Here is a 24,463-nt window from a genome sequence, read left to right as displayed (position 1 = left end):
CTGTTAACTATTGTCAATAGCTGGAACCAAGTGGCAAGCCGTCTGATGGGCAAGAGCGGTGGGGAGGACGGGGAGGGAGACCGTAGTGCAGGCCTGGATGGTGGAGGCGGGACAACGGGGGTGGAAGCGGCAGGCGGTGGGAATGCGGGTGGGGTCCGGGGGCTCGCCGGTGAGGATGATGCGCGCGGGCGACTCCGGGAGGACCGACAGGAGCGCCTGGGTGTACGGGTGCTGCGGGTTGGTGAGGAGCTCTTCGGTGGGGCCCGACTCGACAATGCGACCGAGGTACATGACGGCGACCCGGTCGGCGATGTTCCAGGCGAGGCCGAGGTCGTGGGTGACGACGAGCGCGGACAGGCCGAGCTCGTCGCGCAACCTGAGCAGCAGGGCGAGGATCTCGCCACGCACCGACGCGTCGAGGGAGGCGACCGGCTCGTCGGCGATCAGCACCTTTGGGTCGAGCGCCAGCGCACCGGCAATCACCACTCGCTGCCGCTGACCACCAGACAGCTCGTGCGGGTACCTGTGGAAGAACCGCTCCGGCGGACGCAGACCGGCGCGGGACAGCGCATCGGTCACCACGCTCTCCTCGTCTGACAGCCCATGGATCCGAGGACCTTCGGCTACGGCTTCATAGATGGTATGGCGGGGGTTGAGGGAGCCAGTGGGGTCCTGGAGGATCAGCTGCACCTGGCGGCGGTACGCGCGCAGGGCGCGGGTGGAGTACGTCAGCGGCCCGCCGTCGTACGAGACAACACCCGACGTCGGCCGCTCGAGGCCGAGGAGGGTGCGTGCGAGCGTCGTCTTGCCGCACCCCGATTCGCCGACCAGCGCCACGATCTCCCCGGCGCCGATCGACAGGTTGACGCCGTCGACCGCCCGCGCGCGCCGACCAGCACGACCCGGGAACTCCACCCGCAGATCAGTTGCCTCGAGCAAGCGACTCACCTTCCTCGACCAGGACACACGCAGCAGAGTGACCAACACCGGCCGGAAGCAGCTGTACGTCGGTAGTCGCACACGACTCGAGCGCGACCGGGCACCGCGGATGGAACGCGCACCCGCCCGGCAACTGCTGCGGGTCCGGCGGGTCACCCGCCAACCCGCGCGGAGCAAGCCGAGACGCCGGATCGCCGACCGTAGGAAAGGCGGCCGCCAACGCCTGGCTGTACGGATGCCGGAATGGCGTCGACGAGGGCCCGACCTCGACCAGCCGACCGGCGTACATCACTGCCAGCCGGTCGCACACGTCCGCCAGCACCGAAAGGTCGTGCGAGATCATCAGCAGCGAGATCCCGTGCTCGGCGATCAGGTCCTGGATCAGCGTCAGCACCTGCGCCTGCACCATCAGGTCGAGCGCGGTCGTCGGCTCGTCCGCGATGATCAGTCGCGGCGAGCACGCCAGCGCCATCGCGATCATGACTCGTTGCCGCTGGCCACCACTTAGCTCGTGCGGATAACTTCGCGCCCGCCAAGCCGGAAGACCTACCTGCTCAAGCAAATCCCGCACACGCTTGTCCGCCGCCGCCCCCGAAGCGAGCCTGTGGACAACCAAAGGCTCCGCGATCTGATCCCCGATACGCTGGACCGGGTTCAGCCCATGCTGTGCTCCCTGAAAGACGATCGACGCACCCGACCACCGAACTGCCCGCAACCGCCCCCACTTCATCGTCAGCACGTCCTCGCCGTCCAGCAACACCTGGCCGGTCACCACAGCCGATCGCGGCAACAGCCGCAGCAAAGCCATCGCCACCGACGACTTCCCCGACCCCGACTCCCCTGCCAGCCCCAACGCCTCACCATCGGCCAGCTCCAACGACACCCCACGGACGGCAGGCACCGCGCCGGACGGCAACTGATAGGAGACCGACAACTCGTCCAGAGAGAGCATCACACCGCCCGGGTCCGCAGTCGCGGGTTGAGAACTGTCTCCAAAGCCCTTCCACACAAGGTGAAAGCCATCACCACGATCACGATGCACAGACCGGGAAGGAGGATGTACCACCACGCACCGGCCGTCGCCGCACCCCAGTCGTAGGACCCGCGAAGCATCGTGCCCCACGAGGTGTTGTTGGCGCTGACACCGAGGAACGCCAGCGTCGACTCGGTCACGATCGCGCTCGCCACCTCCAGTGTGGTGCTTGCCAACAGCAACGGAGCGACGTTGGGCAGCACGTGCCGCGTCGTGATGTGCCAATGGCCGGCACCGAGCGCAAGCGAGCGTTCGATGTACGGGCGCGCCTCGACCGCCAGCGTCTGCGCGCGGATCAGCCGAGCCGTCGACGGCCACGACGTCACGCCGATCGCCACGATGATCGTTGCCGTCGAACCGCCCAGGATCGCCGCCAGCACCAAGGCCGTCACCAACGAAGGAAGGACGAGGAACCAGTCCGTCACCCGCAGGATCACCGCACCGACCCACCCGCGGAAGTGCCCGGCCGCGATCCCGAGCACCGTCCCGATCACCATGCTCAGCAAGGCCGCCAAGAACCCGATGAGAAGAGAGGTCCGCGACCCCCACCAGATCATCAGCAGGATCGACCGCCCCGACTCGTCCGTCCCCAATGGGTCGTCGAGGCTCGGTGGCGCCAGCTTCGCGCCCGTCCCGCTCACCACGTTCGTCACACCCGAGTCGATGAAGATTGGAGCGACCAACGCCAGGACGACGGCCACCGCGAGGATCGCCAGTCCGGCGACACCCGCGCGATGCGTTCGGAAGTCCGCCCAGAACCGGCCCATGGACCGCCGGCGACGTACCCATGCCACAGAGCTCATGCCGACCTCACCCGTGGGTCGAGCACGTGGTAGATCACGTCCGCCAGCGTGTTCATCACGATCACCGACACCGTGATCAGGAGGAACGTTCCTTGCATCAACGTGAAGTCCGGCACCCGGATCGCCTCGTAGAACAGCTGCCCGAGCCCCGGCCAGCTGAAGATCGCCTCGACCGTCACCGCACCCCCGACCACGAACCCGATCCGCATGAACACCAACGTCACGGTCGGCAGCAGTGCGTTCGGTACGGCGTGCTTCCGCCGTACCTCGTCGTCTCGCAACCCCTTCGCCCGCGCCGTGGTGATGTAGTCCTGACCGACCTCGTCCAGCACCGACGACCGCATCACCAGCAGGTACTGCGCATACACGACTGCGACGAGCGTCAGACACGGCAGGACCATGTGCTGCCCGACATCCAGCACGCCCGCGAACCCGTCCGGCTTGTCCACGCTCGAGCTGCCCCGGGTCGGGAAGATGCCCGGGATCGGCCCGATGCCGGCCGCGAACACCATCAGCAGCAGCAACCCGAGCCAGAACGTCGGCACCGACCACAGCACCAGCGAGATCGCCGTCGACACCTTGTCGAACCGGCTCCCCGGACGCCAGCCCGCCCGCGCGCCCTGCCACAGCCCGAGGCTGACGGCCAGGACCAGCGCCGTACCCGTCAGCAGCAGCGTCGATCCGATCCGCTCGCCGATCAGGTCGACCACCGGCCGCTTGTACTCGTACGAGACACCCAGGTCGAACTGCAGCGTCTTGCTCACGAAATGCACGAACTGCTCCGGGATCGGCTTGTCCAGGCCGAGCCGCGCCCGCTCCAGGTCGAGCTGCTCCGGCGTCATGTTCCGGCCCTGCGCGAGCGCCCGGACCGGATCGCCCGGCAGCAAGCGGAACAGGAAGAACGTCGCGATGATCACCATCGCGATGCTCAGCAGCGCACCGCCCGCCTTGGTCGCCGCGTACCGCAGCAGACCGTGGCGGGCAGGGCGCTCGTCGAGCGCCTCGACGGCACTCGTCTCGGTGACCGTCATTCGCGCTCGTCGGCCGCGCCACGGCGGCGACGCAGTACGAGAAAGGCGCCGATCAGGAGTACGACGACGGCCGCGGAGACGCCCGCGATCACGCCGGTGTTGCTGCCGCCTTCCTTCGCGGTGTCAGTCGACACAGCTTCGAGCGTGTAGAACGGCCAATAGCTCGAGCCGCCGTACAGCAGGCCCTTGTCCTCCGGGATGGGGGTGATGCTCGCGATGCGGTCCTTGCGGTACCCCTCGAGGTCGTTGGGGTAGTACAGCGCGATCACCGGAGCGTCGGTGTAGAGCCGCTCCTCCATCTTCTTGATCGTGTCGGCGCGCTTGGTCCGGTCGAGCTCCTTCTGCTGCTGCAGGTAGAGGCTCTCGTACTGCGGGTCGCAGTAGAACGACTCCGTACCACCGCCCTGGCCGGTCGCGGTTGGACGGCGGCTGCACAGGTGCGTGCCGAGTACCTCTTCGGGGTCGGGGTTCACCGACCAGCCGCTGATCGCGAGGTCGAAGAGCGCCGTCGTACCGGTCTCCTCGGTGAACTTGCTGGAGTCCAGGCGCTTGGTGGTCAGCGTGATGCCGATCTCCTTGAACCAGCCGGTCAGGTACTCCGACAGCTTCTCCTCGATCGGGGTGTCGGTGTGGATGCTGAACCGGAACTGCAGCTTGCGCGAGCCGTCCGGCATCGTGCGAACGCCGTCCGGGCCCTTCTTGTAGCCGGCGTCGTCGAGGATCTTGTTCGCCTTGGCGAGGTCGAAGGTGATCTTCTCGTCACCCTGGGCCTCCCAGAAGAAGTCCTTGTACAGCGGCGGGATGATCGAGCCGTCGGCCGGTTTCGCAAGGCCGCCCTGGACCTCGTCGACGAGCTTCTGCTTGTCGATCGCGTAGTGCAGCGCGGTCCGCACCTTCGGATCCTTGAGCGCGGGATGCCCGTCGCCGATCGGCTTGTTGTCGCTGGTCGTCGCGCCGTAGTTGACCTGCAGGTACGTCGCCCGCCGGCCCTGCGTGTTCCACTGGACGATGTTCGGGTCGCTCTTCAGCGACTCGAAGTCCGGCGGGTTGAGCCGGCCGATCAGGTCGATGTCGCCCTTCTTCAGCCCGACGATCGAGGCGGCCGGGTTGTCGTAGAAAATGATCTGGAGCTCGTCGATCTTCGGGCGACCACGCCAGTACGCCGGGTTCGCCTCGAGGCGGACGAACTGGTCCTTCTTGTGCTCGACGGCAACGTACGGGCCGCTGCCGACGGTCGGGTACACCTCGGCGTCGTACTTCGAGATGTCCTTGATCTTCTCCCAGACGTGCTTGGGCATGATCGGGACCGGGTTGTCGAGCATCGACGCCTGCGGGGTCTTGAGCTTGATGGTCAGCTCCTGCCCGTTCGCGCTGACGCTCTGGAAGTTGGCGACCGCGGGACCGTTGCCGGTCTTGGCGCCGTCGTCGGTCATCATCTTGTTGAACGTCCAGGCCGCGTCGTCGGCCGTGATCGGCTGCCCGTCCGACCACTTCGCCTGCCGGATCTGGAACGTCCAGGTCAGCCCGTCCGGCGAGGTCTTCCAGGACTCGGCAAGGTCCGGACTCGGCTGCAGCGTCTTCGAGTCCGGCACAGTCAGGAACCCGTAGATCATCCGTTGGATCGACCCCGTCACCAGCCGCACGGCGAGAAACGGGTTCATCGAGTCGACGGACTGCGTGACCCCGATCTTGATGACTTTCTTCTGCGCCCCAGGCTCAGCAGCAACCGCCGTACCGGGCCCCACCGCCAGCAAACACAACGCCGCCAGCACCGCCAACAACTTCCTCATCGCCCGCCCAACCTTCCCCAGCCGGTGTCGGAGTTTGAGGAAGAAACCACACCACCACCCCCACCCCTGTCAACAAATGTCAAAACTTCGTCACACTTAAGTAATCTTCTTACAACCCCACGCACGCTCCGCGGGCGCTACGTTCGTCGCTACGCTCCTCACCGCGTCCACTCCGCGAGCTCCCACCCACCCCCGGCTTAGCGCCGTACCCTCGGCTGCGCCGGGCTTCGGCTGCGCCGAGCTTCCGGCTACCGCCGGGCGTTTCGGCTAGCGCCGTTTTCAGGCTATCGCCGAGTGCTGCCGGCTGCCGCCGGCGTGCTGCGGGCTATCGCCCGCGAGTTCCGGGCTACCGCCCGGAGTTGCGTGCTGCCGCACGCGGTGACTGCAACCCACCCGCGCCGGATCCGGATGAGATGGGTGGACCGTGAAGACGGGTCAGTGGGCCAGCGACGTGTGCGGCGTCGGGGTGGTACGGGCTGACGCGGACCAGCGGCTGGGTTCGCCTACGCGGACGCGCGGCCCGGTATCCCCGCAGCGCGGCTCCGCTCGCGCGGACGGATTGGCGAGGCGCGGGTGGCAGTCGCTCGCGGGCGCCAGCCAGCAACTCGCCGGCGGCAGCCGGCAAGCCCGGCGCAGCCGAAGACCCGGCGGCAGCCGGAAGACCCCGGGCGCCAGCCCGGAGGACCCGGGCGGCAGCCGGGAGCTCGGCGCAGCCGGGAATACGGCGCTAAGCCGGGGGTGGGTGGGAGCTTGTGGAGTGGGGGCGGTGAGGAGCGGAGCGACGAGATTAGCCCGCGCGTAACGAGCGTGGGTCGACTGCCAGGGCTTGACTACACGATTGTGTAGTAGTTTGCTTTTGTGTGTAGGAGGGAGTGGGGATGGATCGGCCGGTGGATGATCTGACGGCTCGGGCGCGGATTCGGGATGCGGCGATCGGGTTGTGGGGGGAGCGCGGGATCGAGGGGGCTTCGATTCGGGATATTGCTGCGGCGGCGGGGGTTTCGTCGGGGTTGGTGCGGCATCACTTCGGGTCGAAGGAAGCGTTGCGGGATGCCTGTGACGAGTACGCCAAGGAGCGGATGGCGGAGGTCGGGGACGAGTTGTCGACGGCCGAAGGGGTGTCGGGGCTGGATCCGGGGAGCTTGCACCCGCGGGTGTTTCGGCTGCAGATCTACCTGGTGCGGTCGATGATGGACGGTTCGGAGACGGCGACCGCGCTCTTCCTCGGGGCCGTGGACACGATCGAGCAGTGGACCACGCAGTACGGGATCGAGCCGAGTGACCGGCGCGCTTATGCGGCGGCCATGGCGGCGATCAAGTTGAGCACGTTCGTGTTCCGGGACCAGATCTCGAAGGCGATCGGCGACGACATCACCAGCCCCGAGGGGTACGCCCGGATCGGCCAGGCGCTGCTGGAGGTCTTCACCATCCCGCTGCTGGCTCCGGACCAAGTCGAAGAGATTCGCAAGAAGGGGAAACGATGATCAGCACGGAAGGTCTGGTCAAGCGGTTCGGGCGGACGCGCGCCCTGGACGGTCTCGACCTCGAGGTGCGGACGGGCGAGGTGCACGGGTTCCTCGGGCCGAACGGCGCGGGCAAGACGACCACGATCCGCATCCTGCTGGGGATGACCCGAGCGGACGCGGGTACGGCGAAGGTCCTCGGCGGCGACCCGTGGTCCGACGCGACCGACCTGCACCGCCGGCTCGCGTACGTACCAGGCGACGTGACGCTCTGGCCGAACCTGTCCGGTGGCGAAGCGATCGACCTGCTCGGCCGGATGCGCGGCGGGGTGGACAAGAAGCGCAAGGCCGAGCTGCTCGAGCGCTTCGACCTCGACCCGCGGAAGAAGGCCCGCGCGTACTCGAAAGGCAACCGGCAGAAGGTCGCACTGGTCGCCGCCTTCGCCTCCGACGTCGAGCTGCTCCTCCTCGACGAACCCACCAGCGGACTGGACCCGTTGATGGAAGAGGTCTTCCGCGAAGTGGTGCAGGAGATCAGTGACCGCGAGGGCCGGACCGTCCTGCTGTCCAGCCACATCCTGTCCGAGGTCGAGGCGCTGTGCGACCGCGTCACGATCATCAGGGCCGGTCGCGCGGTCGAGAGCGGAACGCTGAGCGAGCTGCGCCACCTCACCCGTACGTCGATCCAGGCAGAGTTGGTCGGACCAATGAACGGGCTCGCCCAGCTGACCGGCGTGCACGACCTCCGCGAGGACGACGGACGCGTCCGCTTCGACGTCGACACGGACGAGCTCAACCCGGTGCTCAAGCGGCTGACGGAGATCGGCGTACGGAGTCTGGTCAGCCAGCCGCCGTCACTCGAGGAGCTGTTCCTGCGGCTGTACGAACCGGAGGCCGTCAAATGAAGGCGCTCGCGGGGACGACCGGCCTGATCCGGCTGATCCTGCGCCGCGACCGGATCGTCCTGCCGCTGTGGATCGTCCTGCTGACAGCCATCTCGGTCAGCTACGTCAAGGAGTACGGCGATCTCTTCCCGACGCCGGGCTCGCGGCTGAAGTACGCGAGCAACGCCGGCTTCATCACCCTGTACGGCGAGTTGTCCGGCACCAGCCTGGGTGAATTCGTCACCTGGCGACTCGGGTTCGTACCGGTGATGGTCGGGCTGATCAGCCTGCTCACGGTGATCCGGCACACCCGGGTCGAGGAGGAGACCGGCCGCCGTGAGTTGCTGGGGGCAACGGTTGTCGGCCGGCACGCACAGCTCGCCGCGGCGCTCAGCACGGTACTCGGCGCCAACGTCGTCCTTGCCGTCCTGCTCGCTCTGGGCATGCACAGCCAGGACCTGCCGGCCAATGGGTCCATCGCCATCGGGCTGGTGTACGCCGGCGTCGGCTGGTTCTTCGCGGGCGTTGGTGCCGTCGCGGCACAGTTGACTGCCAGCGCCGGCACCGCGCGTGGGATCGCGATCGGAGTGCTCGGCGGCGCTTATGTACTGCGAGCCGCGGGTGACACGAGCGCGCACACGGACGGCCCGCTCGCGTGGTTGTCCTACATCTCACCGATCGCCTGGGCCCAGCAGATCCACCCGTACGCCCAGAACCGTTGGTGGCTGGCAGTGACACTAGTTGCAGCGACACTAGTTCTGATGACACTAGCTGTTCAGCTGGCGGTACGGCGCGACGTCGGCGGCGGACTGCTCCCCGACCGGCTCGGCCCGGCGGACGGCACGATCGGCTCCGCCATCGGGCTCGCGTGGCGGCTGCACCGGGGACTACTGGTCGCCTGGACGGTCGGATTCGCCTTGCTGGGCTTGCTGTTCGGCGGAGTGGCCAAAGGCGTCGGCGACCTGATGCGCGACGACCCGACGATCCAGGAGATGTTCCAGCGGATGGGCGGAGCCGCCGGGCTGATCGACTCGTTCCTGGCGGGCGTCACGGTGCTGGTCGGCCTGATCGCCTCGGCCTACGCCGTCCAAGCGACCCTGCGGCTCCGCGCCGAGGAGACCAGCGGCCGCGCCGAGCCGGTGTTGGCAACGGCAACGAGTCGCTGGCAGTGGGCCGCGAGCCACCTTCTCTTCAGCCTGCTCGGCCCGGCGATCGCACTCCTGGCCGCCGGAGTGGCCGAGGGTCTCGCGTACGGCGCCGCGATCGGCGATGTCGGCGGTCAGCTGCCTCGGCTGATCGGCGCCGCGCTCGCGCAACTCCCCGCGGTCTGGGTGCTGGCCGCGCTCGCGATCCTGATCGTCGGCTTCGTCCCGCGGCTGTCGATGGTTTCGTGGGCCGGTCCCGTGATCTGCATCCTGATCGGTCTGGTCAGCGCCGGTGCCGCCACCGCCGACTGGGTTCGCGACATCTCGCCGTTCACCCACCTGCCGTCGCTGCCCGGCGGATCGGTCACCGTCACGCCCCTGATCACGCTGACCGCGATCGCCGCCGTACTCAGCCTGGCCGGCCTGATCGGCCTGCGCAAACGCGACCTCCCGGCCGGCTGACATCGAGGCCTGATGTCGGGAACTTGTCGAGAACATGGCGCCGGCTCCGACGTCACCAGCATGAGACCGCACGAACGAGCAGTTGACGACAGGACAGCACTCCCGCCGGTCGTGGACCGGGCGACGTTCGACGCCGGCGTCGGCCAGTTGCGCAGCCGGGAGAAGGCACACTCCCGCGAGGGCGACGCGATCGCGGCACAACGCCGACGGCTACCGATGGTCGAGGTTGATGCGGGTCTCACGGTGACCGGGCCGGACGGGCCGACCACCCTCCTCGATGCTTTCGAGGGGCGCAAGCAGCTGCTCGCCTACTACTTCATGTGGCACGCGGGCCACCCCGCGGCCGACCAGTGCCAGGGCTGCACGTGGTGCACCACGCAGGTCGCCGAGCTCGCCTACCTGCATTCACGGGACATCACGTTCGCGGTCTTCGCCCAGGGTCCGTACGCCGAGAGCCGCGGGTACCACGACTTCATGGGCTGGACCATGCCGTGGTACTCCGCGCTGGACTCGATCGACGGGCTGCTGGCCGGACGCAACTTCAACCAGATGTACCTGATCTCCTACGTCCGGCAGGGCGACCGGGTCTTCGAGACGTACTGGACGACGATGCGCGGCGTCGAGGTGATGGACAACAGCTGCCACCTGATGGACCTGACCGTGTACGGACGTCAGGAGCCGTACGAGGACTCGCCCGCCGGCTGGCCGAAGCAGTGGGCCACCGAGGATCCGGTGCTGCCGAAGACGATCGACGGGCGGCCGATCGCGCAGTGGTCGCGGATCGAGGCCGGGCGCGACGACGACCTCAGCGCTTCGCGTGCCGGGACCAACTGAAGGCGTACAGACCGAACGCCGCGAACCCGAGCGCCAGCACGGTCAGCAGCACGGGTCCGAGCGGCTGGTCCTTGACCGTGTGCAGCGCGGTGTCGAGGCCGCCGGCCTTGTTTGGGTCGTAGGAGATCGCGGCCCAGCCGAACAACCCGCCGACGATCACGAACGCGATGCCCTTCGCGGCGTACCCGATCCGCCCGAGCAGGATGGTCAGGTCGGAGGCTCCACCGGTCAGGTCCTCGGTGAACTTCTTCTTGACGGCCTTGTAGATCTGGTACCCGCCGATCGCGATGATCGCCAGCCCGATCACGACGACCAGCACCCGGCCGGGACCGTGCGCCATCATCCGCGCGGTCACGCTCCGCTGCTGGCCGGTGCTGGAGCCACCGGAGCCGACCGCGACCTTGACCGCGCTGACGCCGAGCACCGCGTAGACGATCCCCCGGCCCACCGAGGAGACCTTCTTGCCGGTGTCCAGATGACCCCAGACGAGTTCGAGGGCGCGCCAGACGACGAGCATGAACAGGCCGATCGCAACCACCCACAGCAGGACGCCGCCGAGCGGTTTGCCGGCCAGCTCCCGGAGCGCGCCTTGCTGTGAAGCCTCCTCCGACGACTTGCCCCAGGCGAGTTGCAGCGCGATCCACGCGATCAGCAGATGGACCACGCCGTACGCGATCAGCCCGACCGTGATCGCAGCGCCGTACGGCCGGCTGTACCTGACTTCTTGGGCGGTAGCACTCACCTCTGAACAGTGCCCACGCGGCAAACAACTTACTGTTGCTTAGCTACTTACTATTCATTAGTATCCCCTCGTGGACATCACCGACACCGCGTTCTGCCCGCGGTACCACCACGCCGTCGAGGTGATCGGCAAGCGGTGGACCGGCGCAATCCTGCGGGCCATGCTGCTCGACGTCACCCGGTTCGCCGACCTGCGCGCGGTGGTCCCCGGCCTGAGTGACCGGATGCTCGCCGAGCGCCTGAAGGAGCTTCAGGACGAGGGCATCGTGGAGCGGACCGTCCACGCCGAGACCCCGGTCCGGATCGAGTACGGGCTCACCGAGAAGGGCCGCGAGCTCCACGACGCGGTGTATGCGCTGAGTCGCTGGGCCGACCGCTGGATCCCGCTCGAAGCGGTCACCTGACCCGAGCCGGTAATTGCTTAAGGCAACAAACAACCCGCTTCCCTTGACAATGGAGGTCGTCATGTCCGTGTCCCAGGAGGTGCGGCGGCCGACGCCGCGGATGTGGTTCGGAGTGCTCACCGTTGCGCTGGGTATCTTCTCGATGATCACCGCCGAGCAGTTGCCGGTCGGCCTGCTGCCGGCGATCTCGGACCAACTGGGTGTCCCGATCGGTACTGCGGGACTGACCGTCACCGTGCCGGGTGTGGTTGCGGCCGTTGCGTCGATCGGCCTGCCGCTCGCGGTGGGCAGGCTCGACCGCCGGACACTGCTGTCCGGGCTCCTCGCGGTGATGGCGATCGCGAGCACGGTCTCGGCGCTCGCGCCGTCCTTCACCGTGCTGCTCCTGTCCCGGTTGTTCGTCGGTATCACCATCGGCGGGTTCTGGGCCATCGCCGGCAGCCTCGCCGTGCGGCTGGTACCGGGACCGTCGGTGCCGCGGGCGTTGGTGCTGATCTTCGGCGGTGTCGGGGCCGCCGCAGTGCTCGGCGTACCGGCCGGGACGATCGTCGGCGAACTGGTGGGCTGGCGTGGCGCGTTCTGGTCGCTGACCGGACTGAGCCTGGTCGTCCTGGTCGCCGGGCTGATCCTCCTGCCGCAACTGCCGGCCGACGAGCCCGTCCGGGTGCACGCGATACGTGCTCAACTGCGCAACCCGGTCCTGGTGGCCGGGATCGTCGCCACCGCGCTGCTGGTCGCCGGCCACTACGGCGCCTACACGTTTGTCAGTCCGGCGCTGCTCGACATCTCCGGAGTCGGGAGCGCGACCATCGGCCCGCTGCTGCTCGGGTACGGCGTCCTGGGCATGGTCGGCAACGCTGTCGCCGGCTCCTGGGCTGCTCGAGCGACCGGACGGACGATGGCGACGATCGCGCTCGTGCTCGGCGCCGCGCTGGTTCTGTTCCCGCTGCTCGGCACGAGTCCGTGGTCCGGCGCCGCTCTGCTGCTGGTGTGGGGCCTGGCGTACGGCGCCGCGCCCGTGACCCTGCAGACCTGGGTACTGCGTGCATCGCCGCAGAGCGCGGAAGCGGCAACGGCCGTCTACTGCTTCGTGTTCAACCTGGCGATCGCGTTCGGGGCGTTGGCCGGCGGCGTGCTGGTCGACACGCTGGGCATCCGCAGCATGCTGTGGATCGGCGCGGCGCTCGTGCTCCTGGTACTGACAACCGTGCGGCGGGCACCGACTACGCCGAGAGCGGTGCGCTAGCCTCGCGGTCGGCCTCGTCGACGTCGCCGTACTCGCCCTGCCGGTAGGCGCGGCGGCCGAGCGTCCAGACGTACGTGAGGAAGCCGAGCTCGACGAGTACGCCGATGCTGATGCGGACCGGACCGGGCAGGAACGGCGTGACGAACCCCTCGATCAGACCGGTCACCAGCAGTACTGCGGCCAGTCCGATCGCCATACCGATCGTCGCGCGCCCGGTCTGGGCGATCGCCTGCATCCGGGTCCGCGCGCCGGGGACGATCCAGGACCAGCCGAGCCGGAGACCCGCGGCGGTCGCGACGAAGACCGCGGTCAGCTCGAGCAGCCCGTGCGGGGTGATCAGGCTGAAGAACAGCGCACCCCGGTCGTTGGCGATCATCAGGCCGGCGCTGGCACCGAGGTTGATCGCGTTGTCCCAGAGCACGAACACGGACGGGACCAGGAGGATGCCGAGCGCGAGGACCGCGGCGCTGAGGGTCGCGTTGTTGATCCACACCCGCAGCGCGAAGTCCTGGGCCGGGTTGTCCGAGTAGTACGACTCGAAGTCGTGCTCGACGAGCTGTTTGATCTGGTCCGGCGTACCGATCGAGTCGATGACCTCTGGGTGGACCAGCACCCGCCAGGCGGTCCACGCTGTGACCAGGTAGAACAGCAGGCCGATGGTGACCCACCAGCGTCTGGATGCGTAGAGGGCCGCCGGGAAGCTGACCAGGAAGTACTTCGAGATGTCGCGCCAGACAGGTGCCTGCGCACCGGTCACGGCGCCGCGGGCGTCCGCTATGAGGCCGGAGAGGCGGCCGATCGACACCGGGTCCGCTCCAGCGGCTCTGAGCGCGGCGAGGTGGGTGCCCACGCGCTGGTAGAGCGTGACCAGCTCCTCGGCCTCAGCCCCGGTCAGGCGGCGCTGGCGACGGGTCAGGTACGCCAGGCGGTCCCACTGCGGCTGATGGACCGAGACGAACGCTTCGACGTCCACCGCCGTACCTCCTCCACCCGTCTGGCTCCTTGCGCTGGCAGACTAGCCCGACGGGGTGTCCAGGGCGGAAGGGGGCGACGGAGTGTCTCAGCTGGTCACGGGCGAAGCCGTGGTCCTCCAGGTGCGGATCGCCCGGATGCCGACGCGCGCGCTGGCGTGTGCGATCGACGTCATAATCCAGGGGATCGCGCTGTCGGTGCTGATTGCGCTGCTGTTCGGGTTCCTGATCAGTGGGGACGCCAGTGAGGCGCTGGGCATCGCTCTGGTGTTCATCACGGTGCTGGTGGTGGTCGTCGGCTACCGGCTGGTGATGGAGACACTGACCCGCGGGCGGACGGTCGGGAAGCTGATCCTCGGACTGAAGGTGGTCCGGGACGACGGCAGCTCGATCCGGTTCCGGCACGCGCTGGTGCGGACGCTGATGTGGTTCTTCGTCGACTTCGCCCCGTGGTTCGCGGCCAGCCCGGGGATCGTGGCGAGCCTGATGAACAAGCAGGGCAAGCGGATCGGTGACATGGTCGCCGGTACGGTCGTCATCCGCGAGCGGCATCAGCCGATGGCGTCACCGCCGCTGTTCGTACCTGGTCACCTGGTGCAGTGGGCGCAGTCGCTCGAGCTGTCACGCCTGTCGGACGAGCTGGCCAACGCCTCGCGTGACTACCTGGCACGCTTCACCGAGCTCCAGCCGGAGGCCCGGATCGCCCTGGGCGAGGCTCTGGCCGCACGGGTAGCCGCCGTCACCGCTCCCGCTCCACCGGTCCACATCATCGCCCCCGCCTACCTCTCCGCAGTACTGGCCGAACGCCGCCGCCGCGAGCTGCACCGCCTCTCCAGCATCCCCCGCCAGCTCGGCCCCTTCGCCCCACCCCAGCCGGCGTACACCAGCCAGCCAGCACCTCGGTACGCCGCCCAGCCAGCACCTTCGTACGCCGTCCCGCCCGGGCCGTTCGCCCCGCCCAGCCCGTACGGCCCACTCGCACCACCTCCCCCGGCACCAAGCCCGTTCGCACCCCCGCCACCGGTCTCCCACCCCCGCCCAGCCGCCGTCAACGCCCAGGGCTGGGCAGCCCCCGGCAGCAACGAAGCCGGCCAGTGGTTCTGATGCCGACACGCAAAGCGCCCCACCCAGAGCTGGGTGGGGCGCTGCGGTAGTGGAGCTCAGTAGCGGTATGCGTCGGGCTTGAAGGGGCCCTCGAGTGGGACGCCGAGGTACGACGCCTGCTCCTTGGAGAGCTCGGTGAGCTTGACGCCGAGGGCGTCGAGGTGGAGGCGGGCGACCATCTCGTCGAGGTGCTTGGGCAGCACGTAGACGTCGGTCGGGTACTCCGAGGTCTTCACGAAGAGCTCGATCTGGGCGAGCACCTGGTTCGTGAACGAGTTCGACATCACGAACGACGGGTGGCCGGTCGCGTTGCCGAGGTTGAGCAGCCGGCCCTCGGACAGCACGATCACCGTGTGGCCGTCGGCGAACCGGAACTCGTCGACCTGCGGCTTGATGTTGGTCCGCTCGGCGATCTTCACCAGCCCGGCCATGTCGATCTCGTTGTCGAAGTGGCCGATGTTGCCGACGATCGCCTGGTGCTTCATCGCCGCCATGTGGTCGGCGGTGATCACGTCGCGGTTACCGGTCGCGGTGACGAAGATGTCCGCGATCCCGACCACGTCGTCGACGGTCGAGACCTGGTACCCGTCCATCGCCGCCTGCAGCGCGCAGATCGGGTCGATCTCGGTGACGATCACCCGGGCGCCCTGGCCGCGGAGCGACTCGGCGCAGCCCTTGCCGACGTCGCCGTACCCGCAGACGACCGCGACCTTGCCGCCGATCAGCACGTCGGTGGCGCGGTTGATGCCGTCGATCAGCGAGTGCCGGCAGCCGTACTTGTTGTCGAACTTCGACTTGGTGACCGAGTCGTTGACGTTGATCGCCGGGAACAGCAGCGCGCCGGCCTTGTGCATCTCGTACAGCCGGTGCACGCCGGTGGTGGTCTCCTCGGTGACACCCTTGATGCCCTGACCGACCGTGGTCCAGCGCTGCGGGTCCTCCTGCAACGTGCGGGTGAGCAGCTTCAGGACGACGCCGTACTCCTCGGAGTCCGCGGTCGACGGGTCCGGTACGGCGCCCGCCTTCTCGAACTCGGTGCCCTTGTGGACGAGCATCGTGGCGTCACCGCCGTCGTCGAGGATCATGTTCGGACCTTCGCCCGGCCAGCTCAACGCCTGCTCGGTGCACCACCAGTACTCCTCCAGCGTCTCGCCCTTCCAGGCGAACACCGGGACGCCGGCGGGGTTCTCCGCCGTACCCTCCGGGCCGACGACGACCGCAGCGGCCGCGTGGTCCTGGGTGGAGAAGATGTTGCACGAGACCCAGCGCACCTCGGCGCCGAGCGCCGTCAGCGTCTCGATCAGCACCGCGGTCTGGATGGTCATGTGCAGCGAGCCCATGATCCGCGCGCCGGCCAGCGGCTTGCTCTCGCCGTACTGCGCCCGCATCGCCATCAGACCGGGCATCTCGTGCTCGGCCAGCCGGATCTCCTTGCGCCCGAACTCGGCGAGTCCGAGATCCGCCACCTTGTAGTCGAAGGTCATGCCGCTCCCCTGGAACTGTGGTTGTTTGCCTGCCTGAGCCTAGAGGGCGCAGAGAGGTGGTTTGATCGGCTCAGGCGCGTTTTTGACACTGAAATGTCAAGATTGGAGTCATGCGCATCACCGAGGCCGCGCGCCAACTCGGCACCACCCCCCGAATGCTCCGCTACCGCGAGGCGCTCGGCCTGCTGCCGCGCACCCGCGGCACGTCCCAACGCCAGTACGACGACCGCGACCTGGCCGCGGTCAAACTCGCGCTGGACCTGGAACGCCGGTACGACGTGACGCCCGCCGCCCTGTCCTTCGCACTGAAAGCCCTGGCCGAGCCGTCCGTCGCCGCAGACCTCCGCAACCTCGGCTACCGCATAGGCCGCCTCACCGCACCCCCAACCCAATCCCAGATAGACCGCGACAGGGCCCTGAGGTGGTTGGGAAGATCCGGGGTGCTTCCGCCCAAACCTCATTAGTGAGACGGCGCCTCGGGGACGGCGGGGCGGGCGTCGGGGACGTAGTTCTCGGTGTAGATGTCGGGTTCGAGGTAGATCTGCTGCGCCATCGGGTCAGCCGCACGGATGGCGCGTTCGGCGGCGTCGATGGTGGCGGCCACGACCGAGGCATCCGTGGTGGGTTCGACGGCGAGCTTGGCGGCAACCAGGATTTCCTCCGGGCCCAGGTGCAGGGTGCGGATGTGGATCAGCCGCTGGACGCCGGACGTGTTCTCGATCGCGGCCACGATGCGTGACTGGGACTCGCTGGTCGCGGACTCGCCCAGCAGCAGCGACTTCATCTCGACCGCCAGGAAGATCGCGACGCAGACGAGCAGCGCGCCGATCGCCATCGAGCCGAGGCCGTCGAAGACTCCGTTGCCGGTGGCAAGGGTCAGCACGACCCCGATCAGCGCCAGCACCAGTCCGGTCAGCGCGGCGAAGTCCTCCAGCAGGATGACGGGCAGCTCCGGAGCACGGGCGTTGCGGACGAAGCGCACCCACGACACCGACCCGCGCAGCTTGTTCGCCTCGACGATCGCGGTCCGGAACGAGAAGCCCTCCATCACGATCGCGAGCACCAGCACAGCGACCGGGACCCACTTCCAGTTGTCGATCCCGTGCGGGTCGTGCACCTTGTGGTAGCCCTCGTACAGCGCGAACAACCCACCCACGCTGAACAGCACGATCGACACGATGAACGAGTAGACGTACCGCTCCCGCCCGAACCCGAACTGGTGCAGCTCGTCCGCCTCGCGCTTGGCCCGGTTGCTCCCGACCAGCAGCAGCACCTGGTTCCCGGCGTCGGCCAGCGAGTGGATCGCCTCGGCGAGCATCGACGCCGACTGGGTCAGCGCCCAGGCGGCGAACTTGGTGACCGCGATCCCGGTGTTCGCCAGCAAAGCCGCGACAACGGCCTTGTTCCCGCCACCAGCCATGGTGTCCAGATCCTCCGAAACGATGGAAATCAGCGTGCGGACACGACGAACGCCGTGCCGGAACCACGCAGGGTACAGGGTCCTTCGGGTCCCGCGGCGAACGCGGACTGACCCGCGGACAACGTCACCACGGAATCTTTGCCCCCAGCATCGATCGTTCCGTCCACACAGCACACGATCCGCGGCCCGGCACCGTCCACGACCCGCTCGCCGCCGTCCAGGTCGACGCGGCGGACCGCGAAGTACGGACAGCCGGTCTCGTAAACGCCGTCCCCGTCGGCGGTCAGCACCGGGTCGGTCAACGGCTCGAAATCGACCACCGAGACCAGCTCCGGTACGTCGATGTACTTGCTCGTCAGCCCACCACGCAACACGTTGTCCGAGTTCGCCATCACCTCGAACCCGAGCCCGTGCAGGTACGCATGCACGTTCCCCGCCGGCAGGTACACGGCCTCGAAGCGTGACAGTCGCACCCGGTTCAGCAGCAGCGCCGCGAGTACGCCGGGATCGTCCGGGAAGTCCGCGCACAGCCGCGCCAACGTCTCCCGCTCCAGCTCGAACGCGTCCCCGGCGTACCGCGCGACCGCCTCGCCCAGCGCGGCCACCAGCGGCCGGATCGAGTCCCGGTCCCGGCTCATGAAGTCGGTGAAGGCCTCGCGCAGCTTCCCGTCGCGGAGCAGGTCGACGAGCTCGTCCAGTCCTTCGGGAGCCAACGCGTCCAGCAGCGCGACCGTGCTCTCCAGCGGCCGGAAACCGACCAGCGCGTCGAAGTCCTCGAGCGCGATCAAGATCTCCGGCTTCGGCCAGGCGTCCTTGTAGTTCCGGTCGGCCGCGTCCCGTGGGATCCCGGCCTCCTCGTCCCGCGCGTACCCGTCGATCGCCTGGTCGCGCGACGGGTGCGCCTGGATCGACAACGGCTGGCCCGCCGCCAGCAGCTTGGCCAGGAACGGGAACCGCCCCTCGAACCGCTCCGCCGTCTCCTCCCCCAGCACCGCGGCCGGGTCGGCAGACACCACGTCGAACAGCGAGTCACCCGACGGCAGCACCGACGGCGCCGACTCGTGCGCGCCCATCCACAGCTCGGCCTGCGGCGTCCCGTCCGGTTCCACGCCGATCAGCTCGGGGAGCGCGGTCCGCGACCCCCAGGCGTAGTCCCGGATGGTGTTCTGCAGCCGCACTACCACGCCGGATCCTCCGAGGGGTTCCTCGGCTCGACCGGGTCGTCCACGGTCGCCATACCGTGCCGGCCGAGACCGATCCCGAGGTACGCCGCGGCGTACCGGCCCTGCTGGGTCAGAGCGGCGTACCGGGCGACGTCCGTGCCGTCGGCCTGCGTGATCGTGTGCACGCGAACGTCGTGTGCCTCCGCCTTGGACTCCAGCTTGCGGCGGTGCTCGGCAACGCCGGCCTCTTCGATCCCGTCGTCCAGGATGATCAACGCCGGCCGCAGCTCCGCCTGCTTCTCGAACGGGTCCGCGAACAGGTCCCGCGCGGGCTGGTTGAGCACCGGCAGCAGGTGGCCCGCGTCAGCGGCCAGCGCCGGCCGGCCACTGGCCAGCCGCAGCGCCTCGACCACCCGGCGAGCAGCACGCGCAGCCAGGACAGAGCCACCCCAGACCAGCGGCAACGCGTCCGCCAGCACCAGCGCGAGCTCCTTGGCCGGATTGCACGACACGTCGTTGTTGGGCGAGCACTCGATCGCCACGTCGTCCAGCAACGACGCAACGGCCTTGTGGTCGACCTCGGGACCCAGCTCCATCTGGTGCAACGCCTGCAGTACGGCGACAGCAGCAGCCAGTTGGTCGTCCGACTGGGACGGCAGCCGGATCGCATGGCGGAGACCGGCCGAGGCGATCGCCACTGGAGAGTCTTCCGGCGCGGCCACCATCAACCCGCAACCACGCCGTACCGCTTCACCAGCGGCCGAGACCGCGTCTGTGTCCTCGGCGGCACCGCCCAGCACGATCACCAGGTCCAGCGGGCCGGCCCAGCCGGGCAGACCCGGACCGGGCCACGCCAGGAACGGCACCGGGCAGACCGGCTCCAACACGGCCCGGACGAGGCGCGCGTCTCGGCCGGCCGCGACCACAGCCCGCGGCCGGAAGCCGTCAGACTCCAGCGCGGAAAGCACGTCGGCGGACGCCTCCAGCTCGGCGCGGATCCGGGCACCGGCCATGGCCAGCCGGCGGAGCAGGTCGTCCGCCGCCTCGAGTGCGGCCGGGTCGTCCAGCCGCGTGTCGTCGAAGACGCTCATCAGCTCTCCGTCAGCTCTCTGACCCGGCCGGTTCCCTCGTGTCCCGGGCCTCGTCGATCAGCAGCACCGGGATGTCGTCACGCACCGGGTACGCCAGCGCGCAGCCGGCGTTGGTGCAGACCAGCTCGTTCGCCTCGTCGTCCACGCGGAACTCCGACCGGCACTTGGGACAGACCAGGATGCTCAGCAGGTCCGGGTCCAGATTGACTGCCATTCAGTTCTCCTCCACCGGTGCACCGGTGATCAGGGCCAGTACTTCGTCGCGGACACGTTCCATGGTCGGCCGGTCCGCGGCCTCGACGTTCAGCCGCAGCAGCGGCTCGGTGTTCGACGCGCGCACGTTGAACCACCACTGTCCCGCCGAGACGGTCAGACCGTCCAGGTGGTCGACGCTGATCCCGTCGACGCCAGCGTAAGTGTCCTCGATCGCGGCGACCGTGGCGGCCTGATCGGCGACCGTGTTGTTCAGCTCGCCGGACGCGACGTACCGCTCGTAGTCGGCGAACAGCTCGCTGGCGGGCTTGTCCTGCTCACCCAGCGCGGCCAGCACGTGCAGCGCGGCCAGCATGCCGGTGTCGGCCCGCCAGAAGTCGCGGAAGTAGTAGTGCGCGGAGTGCTCGCCGCCGAAGACCGCGTCGGTCTCGGCCATCTTCTGCTTGATGTTGGAGTGCCCGACCCTGGTCCGCACCGGCGTGCCGCCGTGCTCGGCGATCAGCTCCGGCACGGCCTTGGAGGTGATCAGGTTGTGCAGGACGGTCGAGCCGGGATGCTTGGCGAGCTCGCGGACGGCGACCGCGCCGGTGATCGCGCTCGGCGAGATCGGGTCGCCCTGCTCGTCGATCACGAAGCAGCGGTCGGCGTCGCCGTCGAAGGCGAGGCCGAGGTCGGCACCGGTCTCGCGGACCTTGGCCTGCAGGTCGACCAGGTTCTTCGGGTCGAGCGGGTTGGCCTCGTGGTTCGGGAAGTTCCCGTCGAGCTCGAAGTACATCGGGATGATCGTGACCGGGCCGTCGGCGAAGACGGCCGGGACCGTGTGGCCGCCCATGCCGTTGCCGGCGTCGACGACCACCGTGAGCGGGCGGATGCCGCTCAGGTCGACCAGGTCGTGCAGGTGGTCGGCGTACGCAGTCAGGAGGTCCTTGTGGGTCACGTGACCGCTCGCGGAGCCGGACACCGGCACGTCGGTGAGGGCCTTGGCGACCAGGTCGGCGATGTCGCGCAGACCGGAGTCCGAGCCGACCGGCGCGGCGCCGGCCCGGCACAGCTTGATGCCGTTGTACTTCGCCGGGTTGTGGCTGGCGGTGAACATTGCACCGGGCAGGTCGAGCCGGCCGGAGGCGAAGTACAGCTGGTCGGTGGACGCCAGACCGATGTCGATCACGTCCGCACCGGTGCTGGTCACGCCCTCGGCGAAGGCAGCGGCCAGCGCCGGGCTGGACGGGCGCATGTCGTACCCGACCACGACCGCCCCCGGACCGGAGAGGACGTCCAGGACCTCGACGAATGCAGCGCCCGTCGCGCGAGCCACCGACTCGTCCAACTGGTCCGGGACGACCCCCCGCACGTCGTACGCCTTGAAGATCGCCGCAACATCAGCCATGCGTGGACCCTATCCGGCCCACACCAAAAGCTGTATTTGAGGCCGGGAAAGCTGTATTCAGGCCTTCTCGAACCAGTTCAGGTCCTTGCGGTGGTGGACCGTCGGGAGCTGGCGGGGTACCACGGGAGCCGCCCAGCGGGCCGCGTTGGCGATGATCTGCTGGACCTCGGGCTGGTGGTACGTCGGGAACTCCTGGTCGCCGGGTCGGAAGTAGAAGACCCGGCCCTGGCCGCGGCGGTAGCAGCAGCCGGAGCGGAAGACCTCGCCGCCGCTGAAGGAGCTGACGAAGACCAGTTCGTCCGGCTGCGGGATGTCGAACAGCTCGCCGTACATCTCCTCGCGCTCGATCACCAGCGGGTGCGGGATGCCCTGCGCGATCGGGTGACCGGCCGCGACCGTCCAGATCAGCTCGCGGTCGTTCTCGGCGCGCCAGTCGAGCGAGCAGGTGGTGCCCATCAGCCGGATGAAGATCTTGCTGAAGTGCGCGGAGTGCAGCGCGATCAGGCCCATGCCGGACAGTACGTGCTGCTGCACGCGGTCGACGATCGCGTCGTCGACGTCACCGTGCGCGGCGTGCCCCCACCAGGTGAGTACGTCGGTGTCGGCGAGGACCTCCTCGGTCAGACCGTGCTCCGGCTCCTGCAGCGTCGCCGTACGGACGACCACGTCCGCACCGAGCTTGTCCCGCACCGCGGCCGCGATGGTGCCGTGCATGGTGTCCGGGTACAGCTTGCGGACGGACTCGTCCCGGCTCTCGTGGACGTTCTCGCCCCAGACGGTGATGCGGATGGGGTCAGTCATGGAGTACCACCTCTCGGCCCGCCTTCGCGGACGCGTAGCAAGCGTCGATGACCTCGGTCCGGAGCAGCGCCTCGGACCCGTTCTGTCCTTCCCACTCGCCGGACCGGACGATCCGGACGAACTCGCGGACCACCCCGCGGTGGCCGAGCCCCGCGCCGGTGGCCGGCTTCACCTCGGCCGGGACACCGGCCACGTCGGTGAAGATCCGCAACGTGTCCTCGGTGGTGTAGTTCTGCACCTCGATCTTGGCGCCGCCGTCGGTACCGAACAGCTCGATGCCGAAGTTGTCACCCGGTGCGCGGTACGTCGCCCAACTGGTCTCCAGCTGCAGCGCGCCGCCACCCTGCAACCGCAGGTACGCCGTCGCCAGGTCCTCGACCTCGAACTTCGAGCCGAGCGTGTCGACGGTCGGCCGGTCCACGCTGCTGGAGCTGCCCTTGCCGCGCGGACCGAGCTCGGCGAACGTGCTCGCCGAGACCGTGGTGACCTGCGGCTCGCCGAGCAGGTGCAGCGCCAGGTCGAGGATGTGGACACCGAGGTCGATCAGCGGACCGCCACCGGAGAGCTCGCGGTTGGTGAACCAGCCGCCCATGCCCGGGATGCCGTTGCGGCGCATCCAGTGCGCCTTCGCGTAGTAGATCCGGCCCAGCTGACCCTCGTCGATCTGGTGCTTCAGCGCCGCGACGTCGCCGCGCTCGCGGTGGTTGAAGACGACTTTGAGCACCCGGCCCGCCTGCTTCGACGCCTCCACCATCGCGGTGCCCTCGGCCACGGTCCTGGCCAGCGGCTTCTCCGACAGCACGTGCAGGCCCTGCTCCAGCGCCTTCAGCGCGATCGGGGCGTGCAGCTGTGTCGGCGTACCGATGCTGACCGCTTCCAGGCCGGGCGTCTCGAGCAGGTCCTCCCAGCGCTCGTACAGGTGCGGTACGCCGTGCTTCTCGCCCAAGCTGGTCAGGGTGTCCTTCTCCAGCCCGGCCAGCGCGATCACCTCGACGTCCGGCAACTCAGAGAACGCCTCCAGGGCGGTACGCCCCGCGAAGCCGAGGCCGACGACACCGACGCGCAGTTTTTGATCGTTCACAGTCCACGATCCTCTCCCGCTGACAACGTTGGACACAATCAGCTTTCCACACTACGGAACAGGATCGAACGCGAACGGGGTCAGCGCCCCCGGTCAGTCCTCGTCGGTGTCGAAGTCCGGGTCGATCTGCTCGGGCGACAGCGCGAGCACATCGGCCAGCTCCAGGACCAGGGCGGAGCGGACCAGCCAGGACAGGCTGTTGCCGGACCGCTCGGCGCGGAGCTCGATCGGCCGCCGGAAGACGACGATCCGGTACGGCTCGTGCGAGGTGCCGCCGGTGGCGTGGGTGAGCGGGATCTCGGTCGCGTCGAGCTCCAGGTTCGGCACGTCCTCGATGGCGAACTCGACCCGCGCGACCACCTGCGGCAGCCGCTTCTCCAGCCGGGTCACCTCGATCGCGACCACCTCGTCGAACTGCGCCGCGCCGGACCGTTGCAGTGGCAGACCGCGCGGCGCGAACTTGCTCGGCCGGCTGATCGGGCCGAGCATGCCGCGGCCGTGGCGGTCGATGTGCCTGCGATGACGGCGAGCCTCGGTCACGCGCTCAGCCTAGTGGGGGTAACGTCTGGCCGTGAGCATCGCCAGGATCTGTTCGCGCGCCGGATGCCAGAAGCCGGCCGTCTCGACGCTCACCTACGTGTACGCGGACTCCACCTGCGTCCTCGGCCCGCTCGCGACGTACGCCGAACCGCACTGCTACGACCTGTGCGCCGACCACGCCGACCGGCTGACCGCACCGAACGGCTGGGAGGTCATCCGGCTCGCTCCGGACCCCGCGGCCGCCGGTCCGTCCTCGGACGACCTGGAAGCGCTGGCGAACGCGGTCCGCGAAGCCGCCCGGCCGCTCCCGCCGCGCTCGAACGCACCAGGCACCCCGGGCGCTCCGGTCGAGATCGCTCGCCGCCGGCACCTGCGCATGCTGCAGGACCCCGGCGCCAACTCGTCCGAGGGCTGAGCCCGACCGCAGTGCCTA

At 68.7% G+C, this 24,463-nt stretch carries 25 protein-coding genes; 9 read left to right on the top strand and 16 right to left on the bottom strand.

Annotated elements, in window-relative coordinates:
* Nucleotides 1–3 precede the first annotated feature (3 nt).
* The 5 genes from AB0E69_RS30710 to AB0E69_RS30690 are packed head-to-tail and all read right to left on the bottom strand — an operon-like array spanning nt 4 to nt 5,596.
* Nucleotides 4–948, bottom strand: coding sequence for an ABC transporter ATP-binding protein (locus AB0E69_RS30710; protein ID WP_360153897.1), 945 nt, complete (start codon nt 946–948; stop codon nt 4–6).
* On the bottom strand, nt 923–1,891 hold the full coding sequence (locus AB0E69_RS30705) for an ABC transporter ATP-binding protein (RefSeq protein ID WP_360153894.1): 969 nt from the start codon (nt 1,889–1,891) through the stop codon (nt 923–925). The genes AB0E69_RS30710 and AB0E69_RS30705 overlap by 26 nt, the downstream gene beginning before the upstream one ends.
* The gene (locus tag AB0E69_RS30700; RefSeq protein ID WP_360153891.1) at nt 1,891–2,775 is read right to left on the bottom strand and encodes an ABC transporter permease; all 885 of its coding nucleotides are present in this window, start codon (nt 2,773–2,775) and stop codon (nt 1,891–1,893) included. The genes AB0E69_RS30705 and AB0E69_RS30700 overlap by 1 nt, the downstream gene beginning before the upstream one ends.
* Nucleotides 2,772–3,806: an ABC transporter permease gene (locus AB0E69_RS30695; protein WP_360153888.1), complete on the bottom strand. Its 1,035-nt coding sequence runs from the start codon at nt 3,804–3,806 to the stop codon at nt 2,772–2,774. Before AB0E69_RS30695 ends, AB0E69_RS30700 begins: the two co-directional genes overlap by 4 nt.
* Nucleotides 3,803–5,596 (bottom strand): ABC transporter substrate-binding protein, encoded by a 1,794-nt coding sequence (locus AB0E69_RS30690; protein ID WP_360153885.1) that lies wholly within the window; start codon nt 5,594–5,596, stop codon nt 3,803–3,805. The genes AB0E69_RS30695 and AB0E69_RS30690 overlap by 4 nt, the downstream gene beginning before the upstream one ends.
* Nucleotides 5,597–6,486: 890 nt before the next feature.
* On the opposite strand from AB0E69_RS30690, the gene AB0E69_RS30685 reads away from it, so the two are divergent.
* Genes AB0E69_RS30685 through AB0E69_RS30670 form a run of 4 tightly spaced genes read left to right on the top strand, consistent with a single transcriptional unit; the run spans nt 6,487 to nt 10,384 of the window.
* Nucleotides 6,487–7,080: a helix-turn-helix domain-containing protein gene (locus AB0E69_RS30685; protein ID WP_360153882.1), complete on the top strand. Its 594-nt coding sequence runs from the start codon at nt 6,487–6,489 to the stop codon at nt 7,078–7,080.
* Entirely contained in the window at nt 7,077–7,964 is an 888-nt protein-coding gene (locus AB0E69_RS30680; RefSeq protein ID WP_360153879.1) for an ABC transporter ATP-binding protein, read from the top strand. The genes AB0E69_RS30685 and AB0E69_RS30680 overlap by 4 nt, the downstream gene beginning before the upstream one ends.
* Nucleotides 7,961–9,550 (top strand): ABC transporter permease, encoded by a 1,590-nt coding sequence (locus AB0E69_RS30675; protein WP_360153876.1) that lies wholly within the window; start codon nt 7,961–7,963, stop codon nt 9,548–9,550. The genes AB0E69_RS30680 and AB0E69_RS30675 overlap by 4 nt, the downstream gene beginning before the upstream one ends.
* Before the next feature lie 60 nt (nt 9,551–9,610).
* Nucleotides 9,611–10,384 carry a DUF899 family protein gene (locus tag AB0E69_RS30670; RefSeq protein WP_360153873.1) on the top strand — a complete coding sequence of 258 codons (774 nt, stop codon included), beginning with the start codon at nt 9,611–9,613 and terminating at the stop codon, nt 10,382–10,384.
* On the opposite strand, the gene AB0E69_RS30665 is transcribed toward AB0E69_RS30670, so the two are convergent.
* Nucleotides 10,356–11,126 (bottom strand): DUF1206 domain-containing protein, encoded by a 771-nt coding sequence (locus AB0E69_RS30665; RefSeq protein WP_360153870.1) that lies wholly within the window; start codon nt 11,124–11,126, stop codon nt 10,356–10,358. The two genes, AB0E69_RS30670 and AB0E69_RS30665, sit on opposite strands and share 29 nt — an antisense overlap.
* 70 nt (nt 11,127–11,196) lie before the next feature.
* Here AB0E69_RS30665 and AB0E69_RS30660 point away from each other — a divergent pair, with 70 nt between their 5' ends.
* Nucleotides 11,197–11,529: a helix-turn-helix domain-containing protein gene (locus AB0E69_RS30660; RefSeq protein WP_360153867.1), complete on the top strand. Its 333-nt coding sequence runs from the start codon at nt 11,197–11,199 to the stop codon at nt 11,527–11,529.
* 61 nt (nt 11,530–11,590) lie between these two features.
* Entirely contained in the window at nt 11,591–12,775 is a 1,185-nt protein-coding gene (locus AB0E69_RS30655) for an MFS transporter (RefSeq protein ID WP_360153864.1), read from the top strand.
* Here AB0E69_RS30655 and AB0E69_RS30650 read toward each other — a convergent pair.
* Entirely contained in the window at nt 12,753–13,748 is a 996-nt protein-coding gene (locus AB0E69_RS30650; protein WP_360153861.1) for a stage II sporulation protein M, read from the bottom strand. The genes AB0E69_RS30655 and AB0E69_RS30650 overlap by 23 nt on opposite strands.
* 82 nt (nt 13,749–13,830) lie before the next feature.
* Between AB0E69_RS30650 and AB0E69_RS30645 the strand changes: the two genes are divergently transcribed.
* The gene (locus tag AB0E69_RS30645) at nt 13,831–14,850 is read left to right on the top strand and encodes an RDD family protein (protein WP_360153858.1); all 1,020 of its coding nucleotides are present in this window, start codon (nt 13,831–13,833) and stop codon (nt 14,848–14,850) included.
* Between the two features lie 56 nt (nt 14,851–14,906).
* On the opposite strand, the gene ahcY is transcribed toward AB0E69_RS30645, so the two are convergent.
* Nucleotides 14,907–16,334: an adenosylhomocysteinase gene (gene ahcY / locus AB0E69_RS30640; protein WP_360153855.1), complete on the bottom strand. Its 1,428-nt coding sequence runs from the start codon at nt 16,332–16,334 to the stop codon at nt 14,907–14,909.
* A 110-nt stretch (nt 16,335–16,444) separates the two neighbouring features.
* Here ahcY and AB0E69_RS30635 point away from each other — a divergent pair, with 110 nt between their 5' ends.
* Nucleotides 16,445–16,798 carry a MerR family transcriptional regulator gene (locus tag AB0E69_RS30635; RefSeq protein ID WP_360153852.1) on the top strand — a complete coding sequence of 118 codons (354 nt, stop codon included), beginning with the start codon at nt 16,445–16,447 and terminating at the stop codon, nt 16,796–16,798.
* On the opposite strand, the gene AB0E69_RS30630 is transcribed toward AB0E69_RS30635, so the two are convergent.
* The 8 genes from AB0E69_RS30630 to AB0E69_RS30595 form a co-directional block, all read right to left on the bottom strand.
* Nucleotides 16,795–17,754 carry a cation diffusion facilitator family transporter gene (locus tag AB0E69_RS30630; protein WP_360153849.1) on the bottom strand — a complete coding sequence of 320 codons (960 nt, stop codon included), beginning with the start codon at nt 17,752–17,754 and terminating at the stop codon, nt 16,795–16,797. The genes AB0E69_RS30635 and AB0E69_RS30630 overlap by 4 nt on opposite strands.
* 29 nt (nt 17,755–17,783) lie before the next feature.
* Nucleotides 17,784–18,938 (bottom strand): mannose-6-phosphate isomerase, class I, encoded by a 1,155-nt coding sequence (manA, locus tag AB0E69_RS30625; RefSeq protein ID WP_360153846.1) that lies wholly within the window; start codon nt 18,936–18,938, stop codon nt 17,784–17,786.
* A complete protein-coding gene (locus AB0E69_RS30620) occupies nt 18,932–20,008 on the bottom strand; it encodes an SIS domain-containing protein (protein ID WP_360153843.1) in 1,077 nt (358 codons plus the stop codon). The genes manA and AB0E69_RS30620 overlap by 7 nt, the downstream gene beginning before the upstream one ends.
* A 10-nt stretch (nt 20,009–20,018) precedes the next feature.
* The gene (locus AB0E69_RS30615; RefSeq protein WP_360153840.1) at nt 20,019–20,222 is read right to left on the bottom strand and encodes a Trm112 family protein; all 204 of its coding nucleotides are present in this window, start codon (nt 20,220–20,222) and stop codon (nt 20,019–20,021) included.
* Nucleotides 20,223–21,608 (bottom strand): phosphomannomutase/phosphoglucomutase, encoded by a 1,386-nt coding sequence (locus AB0E69_RS30610; RefSeq protein WP_360153837.1) that lies wholly within the window; start codon nt 21,606–21,608, stop codon nt 20,223–20,225.
* 57 nt (nt 21,609–21,665) lie between these two features.
* Entirely contained in the window at nt 21,666–22,409 is a 744-nt protein-coding gene (locus tag AB0E69_RS30605; RefSeq protein ID WP_360153834.1) for a ThuA domain-containing protein, read from the bottom strand.
* Nucleotides 22,402–23,490 (bottom strand): Gfo/Idh/MocA family oxidoreductase, encoded by a 1,089-nt coding sequence (locus AB0E69_RS30600; RefSeq protein ID WP_360153831.1) that lies wholly within the window; start codon nt 23,488–23,490, stop codon nt 22,402–22,404. Before AB0E69_RS30600 ends, AB0E69_RS30605 begins: the two co-directional genes overlap by 8 nt.
* A 93-nt stretch (nt 23,491–23,583) precedes the next feature.
* A complete protein-coding gene (locus AB0E69_RS30595; RefSeq protein WP_360153828.1) occupies nt 23,584–24,030 on the bottom strand; it encodes a metallopeptidase family protein in 447 nt (148 codons plus the stop codon).
* A 31-nt stretch (nt 24,031–24,061) separates the two neighbouring features.
* On the opposite strand from AB0E69_RS30595, the gene AB0E69_RS30590 reads away from it, so the two are divergent.
* Nucleotides 24,062–24,445: a DUF3499 domain-containing protein gene (locus AB0E69_RS30590; protein ID WP_360153825.1), complete on the top strand. Its 384-nt coding sequence runs from the start codon at nt 24,062–24,064 to the stop codon at nt 24,443–24,445.
* Nucleotides 24,446–24,463: the final 18 nt, after the last annotated feature.

The sequence above is a fragment of the Kribbella sp. NPDC026611 genome (assembly GCF_040638345.1).
Classification (GTDB): Bacteria; Actinomycetota; Actinomycetes; order Propionibacteriales; family Kribbellaceae; genus Kribbella.
Note: the sequence above shows the minus strand (reverse complement) of the source record. Positions and strands in the feature narration are given on the sequence as shown.